General features: G+C 73.8%; 11 protein-coding genes. 8 read left to right on the plus strand and 3 right to left on the minus strand.

All coding sequences use genetic code 11. The features are described from left to right. The first annotated feature begins 85 nt into the window (after window positions 1–85). Together caldi_RS04830 and caldi_RS04835 are read left to right on the plus strand one after the other, a co-directional pair. Window positions 86–1,072: a TlyA family RNA methyltransferase gene (locus caldi_RS04830; RefSeq protein ID WP_264843976.1), complete on the plus strand. Its 987-nt coding sequence runs from the start codon at window positions 86–88 to the stop codon at window positions 1,070–1,072. Window positions 1,073–1,553: 481 nt separating this feature from the next. After that, entirely contained in the window at window positions 1,554–6,185 is a 4,632-nt protein-coding gene (locus caldi_RS04835; RefSeq protein WP_264844732.1) for a glutamate synthase-related protein, read from the plus strand. Between the two features lie 154 nt (window positions 6,186–6,339). Here the strand turns inward: caldi_RS04835 and caldi_RS04840 are convergent, their stop codons facing one another. Beyond that, window positions 6,340–6,927 carry a hypothetical protein gene (locus caldi_RS04840; RefSeq protein ID WP_264843977.1) on the minus strand — a complete coding sequence of 196 codons (588 nt, stop codon included), beginning with the start codon at window positions 6,925–6,927 and terminating at the stop codon, window positions 6,340–6,342. A 175-nt stretch (window positions 6,928–7,102) separates the two neighbouring features. On the opposite strand from caldi_RS04840, the gene caldi_RS04845 reads away from it, so the two are divergent. Next, complete coding sequence (locus caldi_RS04845; protein ID WP_264843978.1) at window positions 7,103–8,104, plus strand: hypothetical protein; 1,002 nt, start codon at window positions 7,103–7,105, stop codon at window positions 8,102–8,104. Between the two features lie 63 nt (window positions 8,105–8,167). Here caldi_RS04845 and caldi_RS04850 read toward each other — a convergent pair whose 3' ends face one another. Then, window positions 8,168–9,511 carry a hypothetical protein gene (locus caldi_RS04850; protein ID WP_264843979.1) on the minus strand — a complete coding sequence of 448 codons (1,344 nt, stop codon included), beginning with the start codon at window positions 9,509–9,511 and terminating at the stop codon, window positions 8,168–8,170. A gap of 199 nt (window positions 9,512–9,710) precedes the next feature. On the opposite strand from caldi_RS04850, the gene caldi_RS04855 reads away from it, so the two are divergent. The 3 genes from caldi_RS04855 (at window position 9,711) to recN (ending at window position 12,966) form a co-directional block, all read left to right on the plus strand. Beyond that, window positions 9,711–10,589 (plus strand): NAD(+)/NADH kinase, encoded by an 879-nt coding sequence (locus caldi_RS04855; protein ID WP_264843980.1) that lies wholly within the window; start codon window positions 9,711–9,713, stop codon window positions 10,587–10,589. 98 nt (window positions 10,590–10,687) lie between these two features. Beyond that, on the plus strand, window positions 10,688–11,137 hold the full coding sequence (argR, locus tag caldi_RS04860; protein ID WP_264844733.1) for an arginine repressor: 450 nt from the start codon (window positions 10,688–10,690) through the stop codon (window positions 11,135–11,137). A gap of 32 nt (window positions 11,138–11,169) precedes the next feature. Then, window positions 11,170–12,966 (plus strand): DNA repair protein RecN, encoded by a 1,797-nt coding sequence (recN, locus tag caldi_RS04865; RefSeq protein WP_264844734.1) that lies wholly within the window; start codon window positions 11,170–11,172, stop codon window positions 12,964–12,966. A gap of 46 nt (window positions 12,967–13,012) precedes the next feature. Here the strand turns inward: recN and mobA are convergent, their stop codons facing one another. After that, the gene (gene mobA / locus caldi_RS04870) at window positions 13,013–13,630 is read right to left on the minus strand and encodes a molybdenum cofactor guanylyltransferase (RefSeq protein ID WP_264843981.1); all 618 of its coding nucleotides are present in this window, start codon (window positions 13,628–13,630) and stop codon (window positions 13,013–13,015) included. A gap of 398 nt (window positions 13,631–14,028) precedes the next feature. Here mobA and spoIVB point away from each other — a divergent pair, with 398 nt between their 5' ends. Beyond that, window positions 14,029–15,384: a SpoIVB peptidase gene (gene spoIVB, locus caldi_RS04875; protein WP_264843982.1), complete on the plus strand. Its 1,356-nt coding sequence runs from the start codon at window positions 14,029–14,031 to the stop codon at window positions 15,382–15,384. A gap of 228 nt (window positions 15,385–15,612) precedes the next feature. Further along, on the plus strand, window positions 15,613–16,422 hold the full coding sequence (gene spo0A / locus caldi_RS04880) for a sporulation transcription factor Spo0A (RefSeq protein WP_264843983.1): 810 nt from the start codon (window positions 15,613–15,615) through the stop codon (window positions 16,420–16,422). The last annotated feature ends 40 nt before the right edge of the window (window positions 16,423–16,462 follow it).

The raw sequence follows: 16,462 nt of genomic DNA on the forward strand, positions 1-16,462 counted from the left end.
CGAGGCGGCGGGCGCGTGACAGTGCGCTTCCGGACGGGATACACTGGGGCGAGGACACCACGGATTCCTGGGAGCGCGTCCGATCATGCGCGTCCGCTGCCTGGGGTGCGGACAGGTCTACTGGATTCCCCGGCCGTACGTCGCGGACGCCTGCCCACGGTGCGGGACGTACGTGTACGAGAGGTTCCCCGCCGGCCGGGCAGGCGCTGCGCGGCCCGGGAGCGCGGGGGCTGTGGCCGGTGGCGGCCGCGGCCAGTTGCGGGTGATCCCGGGCGCTTCGGGCTCGGCAGGCGGTGCAGAGACGCACCGCCAGCGTCTCGACCGCGCCCTGGTCGAGCGCGGCCTGTACCCCAGCCGCGAGCGGGCGCAGCAGGCCGTGCGGGCCGGACTGGTCACGGTGAACGGCCGTGTGCTCACGCGCCCGGCCGAGCCGGTGGGGGCGGAGGACCGGATCGAGGTCCACGGCGACCCCGTGGGTTACGTGAGCCGCGGCGCCCTCAAGCTGGCGGCGGCGCTGGACCACTGGCACATCGACCCGGCCGGGCTCGTCTGCCTGGACGTGGGGGCATCGACGGGGGGATTCACGGAGGTCCTCCTCCGCCGGGGTGCGGCGCGGGTGTACGCGGTCGACGTCGGGCACGGGCAGCTGCATCCCCGGCTGCGCGCGGATCCCCGGGTGGTCGCGATGGAGGGGACGGACGTGCGCGCGCTCGCCGCCCTGCCGGGGCCGCCGCCTGCGCTGGTCACGGTGGACGTGTCCTTCATCTCGCTGACTCACGTGCTGCCGCACCTCCTCCGCCTGGCGCCGGGCGCCCCCGTCGTCGCACTCGTCAAGCCCCAGTTCGAGGTCGGACGGGGGCGGGTCGGCAAGGGTGGGGTCGTCCGGGACGAGGCCGCGCGGCGGGCGGCGCTCGAGCGGGTGCTGGCGGCCGCCGCCGCCCTGGGCTACCGGCCCGAGGCGCCGATCCCGTCCCCTGTCCCCGGCGGCGACGGGAACGTGGAGTTCCTCGCCCTCTTTCGTCCCCCGGAGCCGACGGATCCCGTGCCTGCGCCGATCGATCACGAACCGTGATCGTTTCAATCAGAAATCGGAAAGCCCCCTTGCATGAAAAAACCTGACAAGCAAAGTTGACATGGGTCCTGCGCAGATGGTACCATGCGCACTAACATGAGCCTGTGTTCACAACCCGTGCCGCCTTCTTCCGACAACTGCATCCTGTGATGGAGAAGTGCGCCTGAGGGTTCCGCCGCCTGCGTGCGGGACAGCGACCGAGCGGCGCAGCCTGCCGGGGAGGGCAGGTACACCGGGTGGCCAAAAACCAGGGCGGGGAGGTTCTTCCAGGTCCGGTGGAACCGTCCCGCCCTGGTCTCGTACGGAAGGAGGGATTGTCGGTGCGCTGCGTTCCGATCCGTACCGGCCGCACGCGCGGGAAACGCGCGCCGGCCTTCCGCACCGGGGCGATCCCTCCTTCTTCGTGGGGGAAATCGCTCCGCGCGGCCCTGGTGAGTCCGTCCGGCACCGCCGGCCCGAAGGAGGGATCCCCGTGCCCGAGATGAACCCGCGCCGTGTGGAGGAGTACCTGCGGAACTGGGAGCACGACGCCTGCGCGCTGCTCGCCGTGGTGCACAAGGACGGGGAAGCCACGCGCGGCCTGGTGGACGAGGCCCTGGAAGCGCTCGTGGCGATGGCGCACCGCTCGGGCGACGTCGACGGCGAGGGCGACGGGTGCGGGATCCAGACCGACATCCCGCGGGCGCTGTGGGCGCGGGTGCTGGCCGAGGCGGGGCAGCCGTCCGAGCGGGCCTTCGACCCGCGCTTCGCGGTCGGCCACTTCCTCATCCCGCGGCCCGAGGTGTACTGGGCCCGGGCCCTCAAGGAGCAGGTCCTGCGTCGCCTCGGCGCGGATGGCGCCACCGTCCTGGTCGAGCGCTCCGCTCCGGTCGACCCCTCCGCCCTCGGGCCGCAGGGGCGGCTTGACGAGCCCGAGTTCTGGCAGGTCGCCGTCCTCGTCCCGGAGGGGACCAACGCCGAGGCGCAGCTGTTCCGCTGGACCCTGGCCATCGAGGAGGAGACCCCGGTCCACGTCGTCTCCTTCTCGACGGAAACGGCGGTGTACAAGGTGCGGGGCGGCCCCCAGACGCTGCGCCAGTACTTCGGCGACCTGGGGGATCCGAACTTCGCCACCCGCGCGGTGATCGGCCACAACCGGTACTCGACGAACACGTCGACGGCCTTCGAGCGGGTGCAGCCCTTCCACCTGCTCGGCCACAACGGCGAGATCAACACGATCCGCCAGCTGCGCGAGCAGACCGAGATGCTCGGCATCCCGCTGACGCGGGGCGGCTCCGACTCGCAGGACCTGGACCGGCTCCTGATGGGGCTGCTGCACGTGTACGGCCTCACGCTGGCCGAGGCGATGGAGATGGTCTTCCCGCCCGTGATCGGGGAGATCAAGCTCCTGCGCCCGGAGCTGCAGGACCTCTACATGTACCTCCGGCAGGCGTGGGGCCCGTTCGCCCAGGGCCCGGCCGCCGTCGTGGCCCGGGCCGGGGCGGAGGTGGTGGCCTCGGTCGACGCGATGGGGCTCCGGCCGCTGTGGCTCGTGGAGACCGAGGACACGCTCCTCCTCTCGTCCGAACCGGGCGTGGTGCCCTTCGGACGGATCGTGCGCGACCCCAAGCCCCTCGCCCCGGGCGAGAAGGTCCTGGTGGTCCTGGCGCCCGAGGGGCCGGTGGAGGTCGTCCCCCACCACCGGATGCAGGACCTGGTCCTCGAGCGCATGCACCGGCGGGTGCGGACGCCCTCCGGCTGGCGGCGGTTCATCGAGGTGGGCGGCCCGCCCGGCTACTTCCCCCTGGTGCCGGTGCCCGACGCGCCGGCGGCGCCGCCGCCCTCCGAGGCGCTCCTGGCGGCGATGGGCTGGTCCCAGGAGGACCACCAGCTCATCCGGGAGATGGCCGCCAAGGGCTCGGAGCCCATCGGCTCGCTCGGCTACGACGGCCCCCTGGCCTGCCTGAGCGAGGAGCGCCAGAACCTGGCCGACTTCTTCAAGGAAACCGTCGCGGTGGTGACCAATCCGGCGATCGACCGGGAGCGGGAGATCGAGCACTTCTCCACCCGGGTGGTGCTGGGCGCGCGCCCGCCCTTCGCGATCCGCAACCGGGCCGACGAGGCGCTCGTCCACCGGACCCGGGTCGAGCTCCGCCTGCCGGTGCTCCTCGGCGGGCACACCGGCCAGGCGCCCGTCGACCGGGCCACCTACCGGGAGCTCGCCCGCGCGCACGGGACCTACGTCTTCGAGGACCTGCTGCTCGAGTGGGACCCCGTCTACGGGGCGCCCCGGGACCCGGGCGTGGTGCGGATCCTCCCGACCAGCTTCCGGCCGACCGAGAGCCTGGCGCAGGCCCTCGCCCGCCTCGGCCGGCAGGCGGTGTCCGCCGTCCTGGAGGGCGCCGAGCTCCTCGTCCTGGACGACACCGAGTGCTTCCGGGACGAGAACCTCTGGATCGACCCCCACCTGGCGGTGTCCACGGTGGACCTGGCCCTGAAGCGCCACCCGGTCCAGGAGGGCCAGACGAACTTCCGCCGGCGGGTGAGCATCGTCCTGCGGAGCGGCGCCATCCGCAACCTGCACGACCTGGTGATGGCGATCGGCCTGGGCGCCGACGCCGTGAACCCCTACCTCCTCCTCGAGGTGGCGGCGCAGAGCGACCCCCGGGCGGGGATCGACAACATCCTCTCGGCCCTGCACAAGGGTCTGGAGAAGGTCATCTCCACCCTTGGCATCCACGAGCTGCGGGGATACGCCCGCCTCTTCAGCAGCATCGGGCTGAAGCCGGAGGTCGCGAAGTACTTCGACACGGTGAACTACTGCGGGTCGGAGCACGGCGGCCTGGGGCTTGCCCGGCTCAAGGCGGACGCGGCCGAGCGGTACGCCATCGCCAACGGCCTCGTCCCCGGCGCCCGGATGGCCCGCACGTTCCGCATCTGGCCGCGCCTCTGGAAGGCCCTGGGCGACGTGGCCGCCGGCCGCAGCCCCTACCGGGCGTACGCCCAGAAGCTCCAGGCCATCGAGCGGGAGACCCCGGTGAGCCTGCGCCACCTTCTCGACCTGCGCGAGCAGCGGCCCGTCGACCCGGCCCAGGTCGACACCACCATCGAGGACTACGCGTACCCGATCACCATCTCCGGCATGTCCTTCGGCTCCCAGGGCGAGGTGGCGTTCCGGGCCTACGCCGAGGCCGCCAAGCGGCTCGACATCGTGTGCATGAACGGCGAGGGCGGCGAGATCCCGGACATGGTCGGCCGCTACTTCAAGTGGCGGGGGCAGCAGGTCGCCTCCGGCCGCTTCGGGGTGCACGCCCGGATGCTGGCCGGCAGCCGGTTCATGGAGATCAAGATCGGTCAGGGCGCCAAGCCGGGGGAGGGCGGGCACCTGCCGGGCAAGAAGGTCACGGAGAAGGTGGCCCGGGCCCGCAACGCCGTCCCCGGGATCGACCTCATCTCGCCCTCGAACAACCACGACATCTACTCCATCGAAGACCTGGCGCAGATCGTGGAGGAGCTCCACACCGTCAACCCGCGCGGCAAGGTCGTGGTGAAGGTGCCGGTGGTGCCGGGGATCGGCACCATCGCGGTCGGGATCGCCAAGTCGGGCGCGGACGTGATCGCCCTCTGCGGTTACGACGGCGGCACCGGTGCGGCCCGCAAGCACGCCCTGCGCCACGCCGGCCTGCCGATCGAGATCGGGGTGCGGGAGGCGCACCTCGCGCTCACGGCCGCCGGCGTGCGTGGGCGGGTCGAGATCTGGGCCGACAGCGGCATGAAGAGCGGCCTGGACGTGGTGAAGCTCATCCTCCTGGGCGCCAACCGGGTGGGCTTCGGCACCCTGGCGATGGTGGCCGCGGGCTGCACGGCGTGCCGCGGCTGCCACCTCGACACCTGCCACGTGGGCATCGCCACCCAGATCGAGTCGGTGGAGGAGGCCCGGGAGCGGGGGCTCAAGCACTTCGTCCCCCGGGAGTTCGAGACGGCGGTGCAGCACCTCGTGACGGTGCTCGGCGCGATCGGCGAGGAGGTCCGGGAACTCACGGCCCGGCTCGGCTTCCAGCGTACCCAGGACATGGTGGGCCGGGCAGAACTGCTGCAGCAGGTGCGGGGGCTCGGCCAGGCGGACCTGCGGGAGCTGACCATGCCCACCCCGCTGCCGCTCGAGCTCCAGCCCGACCGGACGCGGGGCCCGGTGCGCCGGGTGACGAACCCGCTGGCGGTGGAGATCGCCGCCCTCGCCCACGTGCACGCCGGCTCCCCCGGCGCGCCGGCCCGGTCGCAGTGGAGCGGGGTCACGGCGCGGGACCGCATCCTGGGCACCGCCCTGGCGGGGGAACTCGCCCGGGGGATGCTTGCCGTGGAGGACGGCGCCGCGCCCCCGGTGGACGGCGCGCCCGCCGGCGCGGAGCTGGGTCCGAAGGCGGAGATCCTTCTGGAGGAAGGCTCGCTGGCGGGCCACGGGCTTGGCGCCTTCAACCTGGACGGCATGCGGCTCGTGGTCCGGGGCGGCGCCCAGGACGGCGTCGGCAAGGGTATGCTCGGCGGCGAGGTGATCGTCCTCAAGGGGGCCAACCGGCACGGCAAGCTGGTGGGCGGCTCCGTGGGCAAGAGCTTCGCCTACGGCGCGCAGGGCGGTCTGCTGATCGTGCAGGGCGATGCGGACGCCCGCTGCGGAATCCGCCTGTCGGGCGCCGACGTGATCATCGGCGGGCGGCTGCGAGGGCCGATCGACGACTCCCTGGGGCTCCTGGCGGAACGGGCAAACCTCAAGGGGTTCGCCTTCGAGTACATGACCCGGGGGCGGGCCGTGGTCCTGGGCGATCCCGGCCCGTGGCTGTGCTCCGGCATGACCGGCGGCGTGGTCTACGTGCTCCTGCAGCCCGAGCTGGGCCTCGACGAGGCGGCCATCCGCCGGCGCCTCGCCAAGGGTGCCCGAGTGAACCTGGCGCCCCCCGGCAGCCGGGGCAAGAAGGACCTCACCGAGCTGCTCGGGATCTACCACCAGGTGCTCCTCGACAGCGGTCAGAGCGAGGAGGCCGCCGAGGTGCTGCAGATGATGCTGGACTGCGAGCGGCGCTTCATCGCGATCCTGCCGGTCACGCAGCAGGTGGACCCGTCCGTGGCCACGGAGTGACCCGGCGGGGTTCGAGCCGGAGCCGGCCTGTTCCTGCTCCGCCTGCCGTCAGGCCGACGCTGCGCCTGACGCAGGCGGTTCCTGTTTCAGCCGGCTCACGACACGCGGCCGGCCGGCCCCTGCCGGGGGCCGGCCGGCCTCCATGGCAGCCCGTCTATGTGCTGCCCTGTCGCTGGGGTGGCTGGGGCACCGGAACGCCGCCGTGCGCGGCGAGCGCCGTCAGTGCGCCCAGCAGCGAGCCGGCCCGGGCGGAGGCACTGCTGCCGGCTACCTGCCCGGTCGCGCTCGGTCCGGTGCCGGCCGCTGCGGGAGGGTCAGCCTGAGACCCCGGAGCGAGAACGGGCGCAACCGGGGCGGGGGCCGGAAATGCGCCTGCCGGCCAGCCGGCGTGGAGCGAGGGGGAGTGGGGCAGCAGCCCCGGCAGGGACCCGATCGGCCCGAACGCCGGCAGGGGCGTGGCCATGGGGGTCGCCGGCCAGCCCCCGGCGCCCGCCGCGGGGCCAGCCAGCAGGCTGGGGAGGCCGGCCACTCCGGTGGGGAACAGTGTGGCCGTCCAGGGGCTGGCGGGGACGCCGCCAAGGGGGCCGCCCCGCCCGGCCGGGCGCATTGCCGGCACCATGCCGGGCATCGTACCCGGCACCATCCCCGGCATCATGCCCGGCGCCGGCCACGGGGCCACGCCGGCCCCCGCGCCCGGTCCCCACGGCAGCGTCCCCGGCAGGATCCAGGTGCCCGAGGGCATGAAAGTCGCCTCCTCGTCAACCGGTTCCCCGTAACCTATGCCGACCGCTCCCCGCCCGCCACCGGAACGGAGCCGGGCGCGCACCCGCACACCTCCCCCGGCGGGCGGCGCGTAGACTGTAGCGGGCCGCTACGCCTGTGAAGGGGCATGTCCGTTTCACGAGAGGGGGAGGGTCATGTCCGGAACGTCCGAACTGGCGGTCTCCGTGCGGGGTGGGACCGCCGGCACCTTCTCGACCTTCGCGCGGGACGTCGCCCGGGGCAGGGTGTTCTCCAGCCGGCTGTCCTCGGACACCCCGCTGGTGTTCGACCCGGCCACGCGCCAGCTCGTTCCGTTCCCACCGGCACCGTCCGGCCGGGGTCCGGTCTTCCATTTCGCCCTGTCCAACCAGGGCTTTCCGCCCACCTTCTTCAGCGCGCCCGGCGGGATTGCCGGCAGCGCGCGGGGGACGGCGGAACTGCGGGAGACGGGTACCGACCCGGGTACCCTGACGGTCTCCGTGACGGGGCTGGGCCCGCTACCCCCCGGGGCCGAACTGGCGGCGTGGCTCATCCACGACCTCGTGGTGCCGCCGTCCCTCGATCCGGCCGATCTGGCCGCCCTGCCCCGGGTCGCGCCGGAGGCGAACACGCCGGGCCAGTTCTTCACGGTGGACGGGGCGCCGCCGACCGTGGGCCGGCCGGACGTGCCGGTCTGGAACACCGTGTCCGTCCCCGTGCGGGCCGGCACCCTGACCGTGCGTCCGGAAGGCACCGCCTCGCTCCGGGTCTCGCTGGCCGACGCCGCCCGGGTGGCGCTCGACCCGCGGGCGCTCCTCGGCATGGGGTTCTCCCCGGGGTTCGGGGGAGCGCTGCCATCGGGTCTGGTGGCAGCCATACTCACCGACGTGTTCATGCGCCCCGCAACCGTGTTCCCGCAGCTGCCACTGGCCACGGCATTCCCGCAGCGCCTGGCTGCGATCACCCAGGCCGCGGTGGCCCGCTTCGACCGGGACGGCGACGGCACCGTGTCCGTCCAGGAGGCGCAGTCCATCCCCGGTGCGTTCCTGCGGGCACAGGACTTCACCCGGGTCGCCCTCACGGTCGAGCCCAGCGTGAGGAGCACCTCGCCGCTCCTGCCGACCGAGCACGCGGTCGCGCTGGCCGGCCTGCGACGTACACAGTCGGCGGTCAACTGACCGTCACGGGCGCGCTCCGGGGCCCCGGCCGGCGCCGGGGCCCCGGTTCGCGGCGCGCCGCCGTCAGCGGGGCTGGCGCGCGACCAGCCCGTGCATCTCCAGCAGCGTGCGCAGGCGGCTCGAGAAGAGTTCGCCGAAGCGCGAGCTGTCCAGCGCTCCGGTGACCAGGTCGCGCAGGGCCGACTGGCACTCGGCGGAGGTGAGCACCCCGGTGGCGACCCCGAGCACCAGCTGGGCGAGGTCCGGCCGGCTCTGCAGGGAGTCCAGGGCGGGACCCAGGCTGGTCCGCACGGCGCTGGACTGGAGGAGCTGCCCCGCGAGCTGGACCCAGGGCGCGAGCGCCTGCAGGAAAGCGGCGGGGGGCGGCGCGGGAAGTCCGGCCGCAGCGGCGGGCGCGCCGGGACCGGCCGCCGGCGGTGTCCAGGCGGGGAAGGCCGGCCCCGCGGGTGCACCCCACGGACCCGGACCGGCAGGCGCCACCGGCATCCCGAAGGGCACCCCCATGCCCGGCGTGCCCGCTGTCGCGCCGGCGGGCACGGGCATCGGGCCGGCAGGCATGGGCATCGGGCCGGCAGGCATGGGCATCGGGCCGGCAGGCATGGGCATCAGGCCGGCGCCGGGAGCGGGCGCGCCGGGCGGGAGCATCGCCGGCCGGCTCACCGCGACGGGCACCCCGGCGGGCGGGCCGAACAGGGCAGGCCCCGCCACGGCCCCGGGCAACGGCCCGCCGGCCGGCAGCGGTGCGCCGTACGCGCCGCCGGGTGGCACCGGCACGGGTCCGGGGACCGGTCCGCCCATCGGCATGGGCCCCGGTACCGGGCCGGCGAAGGGTATCGGGCCGCCCATCGGGTCCGGCGCCGGCATCCCCGCGAGGGCAGGGTTCGGGATGGCGCCGGGCGGGATCGCCGGCATCCCCGGCGAGGCCATGGGGGCCTGGCGAGTCGCGAACGGATTCGGGAAACCGGCAGGGACAGGGGCCGGCGGGAGCGACGGGATCGGCGCCGGCTGCCCGGCCGGGGCGGCAGCGGCGACCGGGGCAACCCCGGCGGCGCTCACCCCCGGGACAGCTGCGGCCAGGTTACCGGGGGCAGGCCGGGCGGGTCCGAAGGTCACACCGGGCCCGGGCGGGGGCGCGAAGGTGACGCCGGGCCCGGGCGGCCAGAAGGCCGGCGGGTATGGCGCCGGCCCGCGAGGCATCACGCCGGGGGCCGGGCCTGCTGCCGGGCTCATGCCGCCGCCCATCGCCGGGAGAACCGTGGGACTGCGGGTGATCGACGGGGCCGGGGGCGGGGGCAGGGTCGGACCGGTCACCCCGGGTACCCCGGCGACGGGCAGGACGGACGGGGATGTACCGTGAGCGCCGGAGGCCGGTGCGGGCCCACCGGCAGCCGGGAAACCTGACGACATGGTTCGACACCCTCCTCGGCACGGCGGGGCGGGATGGGACGTGAGGGGCACCAGGGGCCTCCGCCCGTTGCCCCCTGCAGGGTATGCGGGGGCATCGCCGGGGGGTGCGCGCCGCCCCGGGAGGGATCGCCGGGGCGGCGGGAGAAAGCTATGAGCGATCCGGACCCGCCTGACGAGCACAGGTGCTGGAGGCGTTGGCGTGGACGTGATCGGGATCGTGTGCAACGCTGCCAAGCCGGCGGCGGTCGAGGTCGCCCGGACCCTCGTGCGCGAGCTGGACGCCCGGGGGCTGCGGGTGGTACTGACCCCGGAGGCGGCGGCCGCCGTGGGGGCTCCCGACCGCAGCCGTCCCTTCCCGGGCGGATGGCACGGGGTGGACCTGGCGATCGTCCTCGGCGGGGACGGCACGCTCCTGCGGGCCGCCAAGGCGGCGTCCCCCCTGGGCTTGCCGGTCCTGGGGGTGAACACGGGCCACCTCGGCTTCCTGACCGAGATGGAAGCCAGCGAGCTCCTGCCCTCGCTGGACGGGATCCTCTCGGGAGACTGGCAGGTGGAGGAGCGCATGATGCTCCGGGCCCGGGTGATGCGGGGCGGGCAGGAGGCGATGGGCGGCGAGGCCCTGAACGACGCCGTCATCGCCCGGGGCACGCTGGCGCGCATGGTCCACTTCACCGCCCGGGTCGGCGCGATCCCGGTCGCCGACTACGCGGCGGACGGCGTGATCATCGCCACGCCCACCGGCTCGACCGCATACTCGCTCTCGGCTGGCGGCCCGATCCTCCACCCCGGCCTCTCCGTTCTCCTCATCACCCCGATCTGCCCGCACACCTTCAACGCCCGCTCGCTGGTGGTCCCGGGCGGTGAGGCGGTCACCGTCGAGCTCCACGACCCCGGCGAGGTGCTCCTGCAGCTCGACGGCCAGACCGCCGGCCCCCTCCTGCCCGGCGACGAGGTGGTGGTCGAGCGGGCCCCGCAGGTCGCCCGCCTGGTGCGGCGAAGCCCGTTCCGCTTCTACGACGTGCTCCGGCGCAAGCTCGCCGAGCCGCAGCGGATCATCGGCACGTCCTTCGGGGGTTAGGGTCCGGCGCCTCCGCCGGCCCGGGCCGTCTTGCATATACAGCGAATGCCTTGTATATGCAGAGGTGGGAGTTGCCACGGGGCGGAGGTGCGCCGATGATGAAGGCCCGCCGGCAGGCCAAGATCCTCGAGCTGATCAAGAACCACGCCATCGAAACCCAGGAAGAGCTGGCGGCGCGGCTGACCCGGGAGGGGATCCCGGTCACGCAGGCGACGATCTCGCGGGACATCAAGGAACTGCACCTGCGGAAGGTCCCTGCCGGGAACGGACGGTACCGCTACGCCCTGCCGGACGACGGCACCCCGGGCAGCTGGGACAAGCGCCGCCGGATCCTGCAGGAGTCGGTGCTGTCCGTCGATCACTCCGAGAACATCATCGTGATCCGGGCCCTCCAGGGTACCGCGCCCACGGTGGCGTACGCGATCGACCACCTCGCCTGGAAGGAGGTCATCGGGACGGTGGCCGGGGAGGACACGGTCCTGGCCATCGTGCGGCCGAAGGAGGCCGCCCCGGAGGTGGTCGAGCGCTTCCGCGCGCTGATCCGCTGACGCCGGCGGGAAGGGAAGGACAGCCCTTGCTGGTGGAGATCGCGATCGAGCAGTTTGCCCTCATCGACCGGGTCCGGCTCCAGTTCGGGCCGGGCCTCAACGTGCTCACGGGCGAGACCGGGGCCGGGAAGTCGATCATCCTCGACGCGCTGGCCGCCTCCCTCGGCGGCCGCACCCCCGCGGACGTGGTGCGGGCGGGCGAGGAGCGGGCCGTCATCGAGGCCGTGCTGGACCTCTCGGGCCAGCCCGACCGGGTTCGGGCCGCCCTTGACCTCGGGATCGACATCGCCGAGGACGGCCTCCTCGTCATCCACCGGGAGGTCGCCCGGCAGGGGAGAGGGCGGATCCTCCTCAACGGCCGCTCCGTGACCGGCGCCATGCTGCGCCAGGTGGGCGAGGGCGCAGCCGACCTGCACGGCCAGCACGAGCACCAGTCCCTCCTGCAGCCGCACCGCCACCTCGAGCTGCTCGACCAGTACGGCGGCATGCTGCTGCGCAGCCAGGGCCACGCGCTCGAGGTGCTCGACCGTTACGGCGGCGACCCCCTGCTCGCGCTGCGGGAGCGCGTCGCGGAGGTGCACGCTCGCCTGCAGGCGCTCCGGGCCGAGCGGGCTTCCCTGGCCGGGGACGCCCGGGAGCGGGCGCGCCGCCTCGACCTCCTGCACTATCAAAAGGAGGAACTGGACCGGGCCCGGCTGCGGCCCGGTGAGGAGGAGGAAGTCGAGGCGGAGCTCCGGGTCCTCGCCGCCGCCGGTCGGCTCCGCGCCGCGGCCGAGGAAGCCTACGCCCTCCTGTACGAGGGAACCCGCGGGCAGGAGTCGGCGGCCGACCTCCTCGGCCGGGTCCTGGGCCTCGTGGACGAGATGGCCCGCACCGACCCGGCAGCGGGCGCGGCGCGCGAGCTCCTCGAGGCCGCCTCGGTGCATGTGCGCGAGGCCAGCCGCTTCCTCGCCGACTACCGGGAGCGCGTCGAGGACGACCCCGCCCGCCAGGCGGCGCTGGAACGCCGGCTGGAGGAGCTGGCCGCCCTCCGGCGCAAGTACGGCAACACGGTTGAAGAGATGCTGCGGTACCGCGAGGAGGTGGCAGCGGAGATCGAGCGGCTCGGGGCCGCGGAGGCGCGCGCCGCCCGGCTCGACCAGGAGATCGCCGCCCTCGGCCGGGAGGCGGAGGAACTGGCATCCCGGCTGAGCGAGGCCCGCCGGGAGGCCGCTGCCGCCCTGTCGGCGCAGGTCGCCCGCGAGGTGGCCGACCTGGGCATGCCCCACGCCCGATTCGAGGTCGCGGTGGAGCCGCCCGCCCGGCGGTCGTGGGAGGAGGTCGGACCGCGGGGCTGGGACCGGGTGGAGTTCCTCTTCAGCCCGAACCCCGGCGAGCCCCTCCGGCCGCTGGCGAAGATCGTCTCGGGGGGCGAGATGAGCCGGATCATGCTCGCCCTCAAGGTGATCCTCGCCCGGGTCGACGGCGTGCCCACCCTGGTCTTCGACGAGGTGGACACCGGGCTCAGCGGCCGCACGGCCCAGGCGGTGGCGGAGAAGCTCGCCCGGATCGCCCAGAGCCGCCAGGTCCTCTGCGTCACCCACCTGCCCCAGGTGGCCGCGATGGCCGACGTGCACTTCGCGATCCGCAAGGAGACGGACGGCGACCGGACGGTCACCCGCGTCGAGCGACTCGACGAGGAGGGCCGGGTGCAGGAGATCGCCCGGATGATCGGCGGGGCGGAGGTCACCCGGCTCACCCTGGAGAACGCCCGCGAGCTCATCCGGTCGGCGGCGGCGTGGCGGCAGGCGCTGGGGCGCGGCAACACCTCCGACCTGGCGGGCCGCTAGCTCCCGGCGGCCGGTGCGACGGTCCGGCACAGGACGTGACCGGGACCTAGCCTTCGGGTGGTTCGGGCCCTGCGCCGAAGAGGCGCAGGGCCTCCTCGTACTCCTGCGGCGTGTTGCAGTTGAAGAAGAGGCGGCGGGGGGGACCGAACCGGGCCAGTTCGGCCTCCTCCACGGCCCGCACGCGCACGCGGGGGAAGAACCGTGCCACCTTGAAATCGCCCGAGTCGAGCTGCGCGGTGACCGCGGGCAGCGCGTCCCGCGTGTACACGGCGTGCAGGGTCTCCCACTGGCCGTCCACCCGGGGCACGACGGCGTCGTGGTCCGCCGCCAGCGACACGAGGTAGGCGATCAGGTCCCGGTTCAGCAGCGGCATGTCGCAGGCGGCGAAGAAGGCGGCGCGGAAGCGGCTCGCCTTGAGGCCCGCCTCGATTCCGCCGAGCGGGCCGGAACCCGGGATGCGGTCGGCCACCGCCGGCAGGCCGAGAAAGGCATACGTCTCGGGCTCGTTGGTGCTGACGAGGACCTGCTCGAAGAGGTCCCGGAAGAGATCCGCGACATGTTCGACCAGACGCCGGCCGCCGACCGGGAGGAGCGCCTTGTTCCGGCCCATCCGGGTCGACCGTCCGCCGGCCATGATCACGCCGCACGCTTGCAGTCTGGCCACCGGCCGAACCCCCTGAGGCGATTGTAGCCTGTCGAGGGCGTGCGGGAAACGCCGGCCGGAACGCACCGCGGACGCGTGCGGCCGGCCGGAGCCGCGCCGCAGGCGCCCCGCCCGCCGGACGGCCTTGACGGCCGTCGGACGCAGATGTTGACAGGGAACGGGGGGCCTCGTCTGTCAGTGCGTGCGTTTCGTGCCGGCGGCGGATGACGGGGTTCCAGACCCGCGCGAAAACTCCCTTTGAGGCCGATCTCCGGGCGTGACGGTTCACCACAGGACGTGGCGGTTCACCGACGCCAGCGGCGGAAACAAGTCGTCGGCTTATGTCAGCATAGCCCCGCTCGCGCAAGGGGACGATAACGGCTGCCGGCGCAAGGCGCTCCGATCTCTCTTGCGGGGTGGTGGCGACGGTGACTACCCGGGCCAGAGTGCCGGGGGCCGCAAGGCTGCTCGGTCTCGCTCTGATCCTCGCGCTGGTGGCAAGCCTCCCCGCCTGGGCCGTCGCCAGACTGCCGGCGCACCTGCGCCTGGTACAGGGAGAGGGTCAGCAGTTCCGCCTGCCCCTCCCGGTGCCGGTGACGGTGCGGTCCACCCGGGGCGCCGTGGTGGAGACCGGCGCGGGAGACGGCCCGCTCCGGCTGGCGAGTGCCGTGAACCTTTCCCCGCTCCGGTTGGGGCAGGAGCAGCTCGACTTCCGACTTTTCGGCTGGATTCCCTTCCGCCGGGTCACGGTCGACGTGATCCCGCCCCTGCGGCTCGTCCCCGGCGGGCATTCCATCGGCGTGGTGATGCGGTCCGACGGGGTGCTCGTCGTGGGATTCGGTCGCCTCACCACCGCGGACGGGCGCACGGTGCAGCCTGGCCGCGACGCCGGGATCCAGGTGGGTGACGTCATCGTCCGGGTGGGGGGAGTCCCCGTCGAGGACCAGGAGCACGTGAGCCGTCTCGTGCAGGCGGCCGGCGAGGCAGGCAGGCCCGTCGAGCTGACCGTGAGCCGGCAGGGGCGCCTGCTCGGGCGCACGGTGGTGCCCGTCCGGGACGCGTCGTCCGGCCGGTTCCGGCTGGGCCTGTACGTTCAGGACGGGGCCGCCGGGGTCGGCACCCTGACCTTCTACGATCCGGACACGGGGCGCTTCGGTGCGCTGGGCCACGTGGTGGCCAGCCCGGAGACCGGTCAGCCCATCGCCATGCGTGAGGGGCACATCCTCGCCGCCTCCGTGATGTCCGTGCACGAGGGGCGTCGGGGCGAGCCGGGCGAGAAGGTGGCCACTCTCGTGGGGGAAGGCCGGTGGCTGGGGGTCATCGAGCGGAACACGCCGTACGGCATCTTCGGGCGGATGCAAGAGCTCCCCGGCAACCCGCTGTTCCCCGAGCCGGTGCCGGTGGCGGTGGCCACCCAGGTCCACGAGGGTGCCGCCGAGATCGTCACCGTGCTGAGCGGGCAGCGCCTCGAGCGCTTCTCCGCCGAGATCCTGCGGGTGAACCGCTCGCCCGGGGCGGCGGGGAAGAACCTCGTCATCCGGATCACGGACCCGCGGCTACTGGCCAGGACCCGGGGGATCGTCCAGGGGATGTCGGGGTCCCCGATCCTCCAGGACGGGCGTCTCGTCGGGGCCGTGACGCACGTCTTCGTGAGCGACCCCTCGCGGGGTTACGGCGTGCTCCTGGAGTGGATGCTGCAGGAGGCGGGTCTTCTGGACGGAGGGCAGCAGCGGGCCGGCTCCGGGGGCTTTGCCCCCCGGGCCGCCGCGGCCTGAGCGGCGCGCCGCCGGCCCTGCTGGCGGAGGTGCGGATCACGCCGGTGTGCGCCTCGTGACGCGGCCGTCGCGAGGCGCACGCCGCATCTCCGCGAGGTTCAGCCATGAACTGTGAAAGCGTTAACCAATATCTTGGTTTTCGTCTTGATCCTGGAAGGAATCCGCGGTATCCAGGGCGAACCCCCTATGGCGATTCCGGCGACTCGCCTGCTGGGGGGCCCAGGGATCGTGGGCGGTAAACCCATTCGGATTGTCGTGGTGGAGGATCAGCCCCGGACGGGGGAGACGCTCAGGCGCCTGTTGGGTGGCCAGCCGGACATGCAGGTGGCGGCGCTCGTCACGGACGGGGCGGAGGCCGTACCGGTCATCACCCGGGAGCGGCCCGACGCCGTGACGCTGGATCTCGTGCTGCCCCACCTGGACGGGCTGGCCGTGCTCGAACGCCTGGCCGGCCTCCAGCTCGAACGGAGGCCCCGCATCGTGGTGGTCACCGCGCTGGGGAGCGAGGCGGCCCTGCGCCGCGCGCTGAGCCTGGGGGCCGACTACTACCTGCTCAAGCCGTTCCGACCGGAGGTCCTGGTCGAGCGGATCCGCCAGCTCGTGCGCCCGGCGCCCGAGCCGGGCGGCTTGACGGCCGCGGGGCCGGGGGCCCGGAGAGCGCCCCTCTCGCCGCCGTCGCCCGAGCGGCAGCGCCTCGAGGCGGAGGTAGGGCGGATGATCCACGAGATGGGGATCCCGGCCCACATCAAGGGGCACCGGTACCTGCGGGAAGCCATCCTGCTTCTCCTCGACCGGGACGGGGAGATCGGAGGCATCACGAAGGAGGTGTACCCGGCGATCGCCCGGGTGCACCAGACGACCCCGAGCCGGGTGGAGCGGGCGATCCGCCACGCCATCGAGGTGGGCTGGAACCGGGGCAACACCGAGGTCCTGGCGAGCCTCTTCGGCCACAGCGTGAGCCGGGAGCGGGGCAAGCCCACCAACGCGGAGTTCATCGCCATGGTGGCGGATCACCTTAGAACCATGCGGGTTTCGTGAATCAACACCCCCCGTCTTGTGTGCGCATGGTGTGCGAACT

The sequence above is a fragment of the Caldinitratiruptor microaerophilus genome, assembly GCF_025999835.1.
Lineage (GTDB): Bacteria > Bacillota > Sulfobacillia > Symbiobacteriales > ZC4RG38 > Caldinitratiruptor > Caldinitratiruptor microaerophilus.

Bases quoted from the DNA above. Each gene is read 5' to 3' on its own strand.
- caldi_RS04830 (WP_264843976.1), top strand. From the start codon at position 86: ATGCGCGTCCGCTGCCTGGGGTGCGGACAGGTCTACTGGATTCCCCGG.
- caldi_RS04835 (WP_264844732.1), top strand. From the start codon at position 1,554: ATGAACCCGCGCCGTGTGGAGGAGTACCTGCGGAACTGGGAGCACGAC.
- caldi_RS04840 (WP_264843977.1), bottom strand. From the start codon at position 6,927: ATGCCCTCGGGCACCTGGATCCTGCCGGGGACGCTGCCGTGGGGACCG.
- caldi_RS04845 (WP_264843978.1), top strand. From the start codon at position 7,103: ATGTCCGGAACGTCCGAACTGGCGGTCTCCGTGCGGGGTGGGACCGCC.
- caldi_RS04850 (WP_264843979.1), bottom strand. From the start codon at position 9,511: ATGTCGTCAGGTTTCCCGGCTGCCGGTGGGCCCGCACCGGCCTCCGGC.
- argR (WP_264844733.1), top strand. From the start codon at position 10,688: ATGAAGGCCCGCCGGCAGGCCAAGATCCTCGAGCTGATCAAGAACCAC.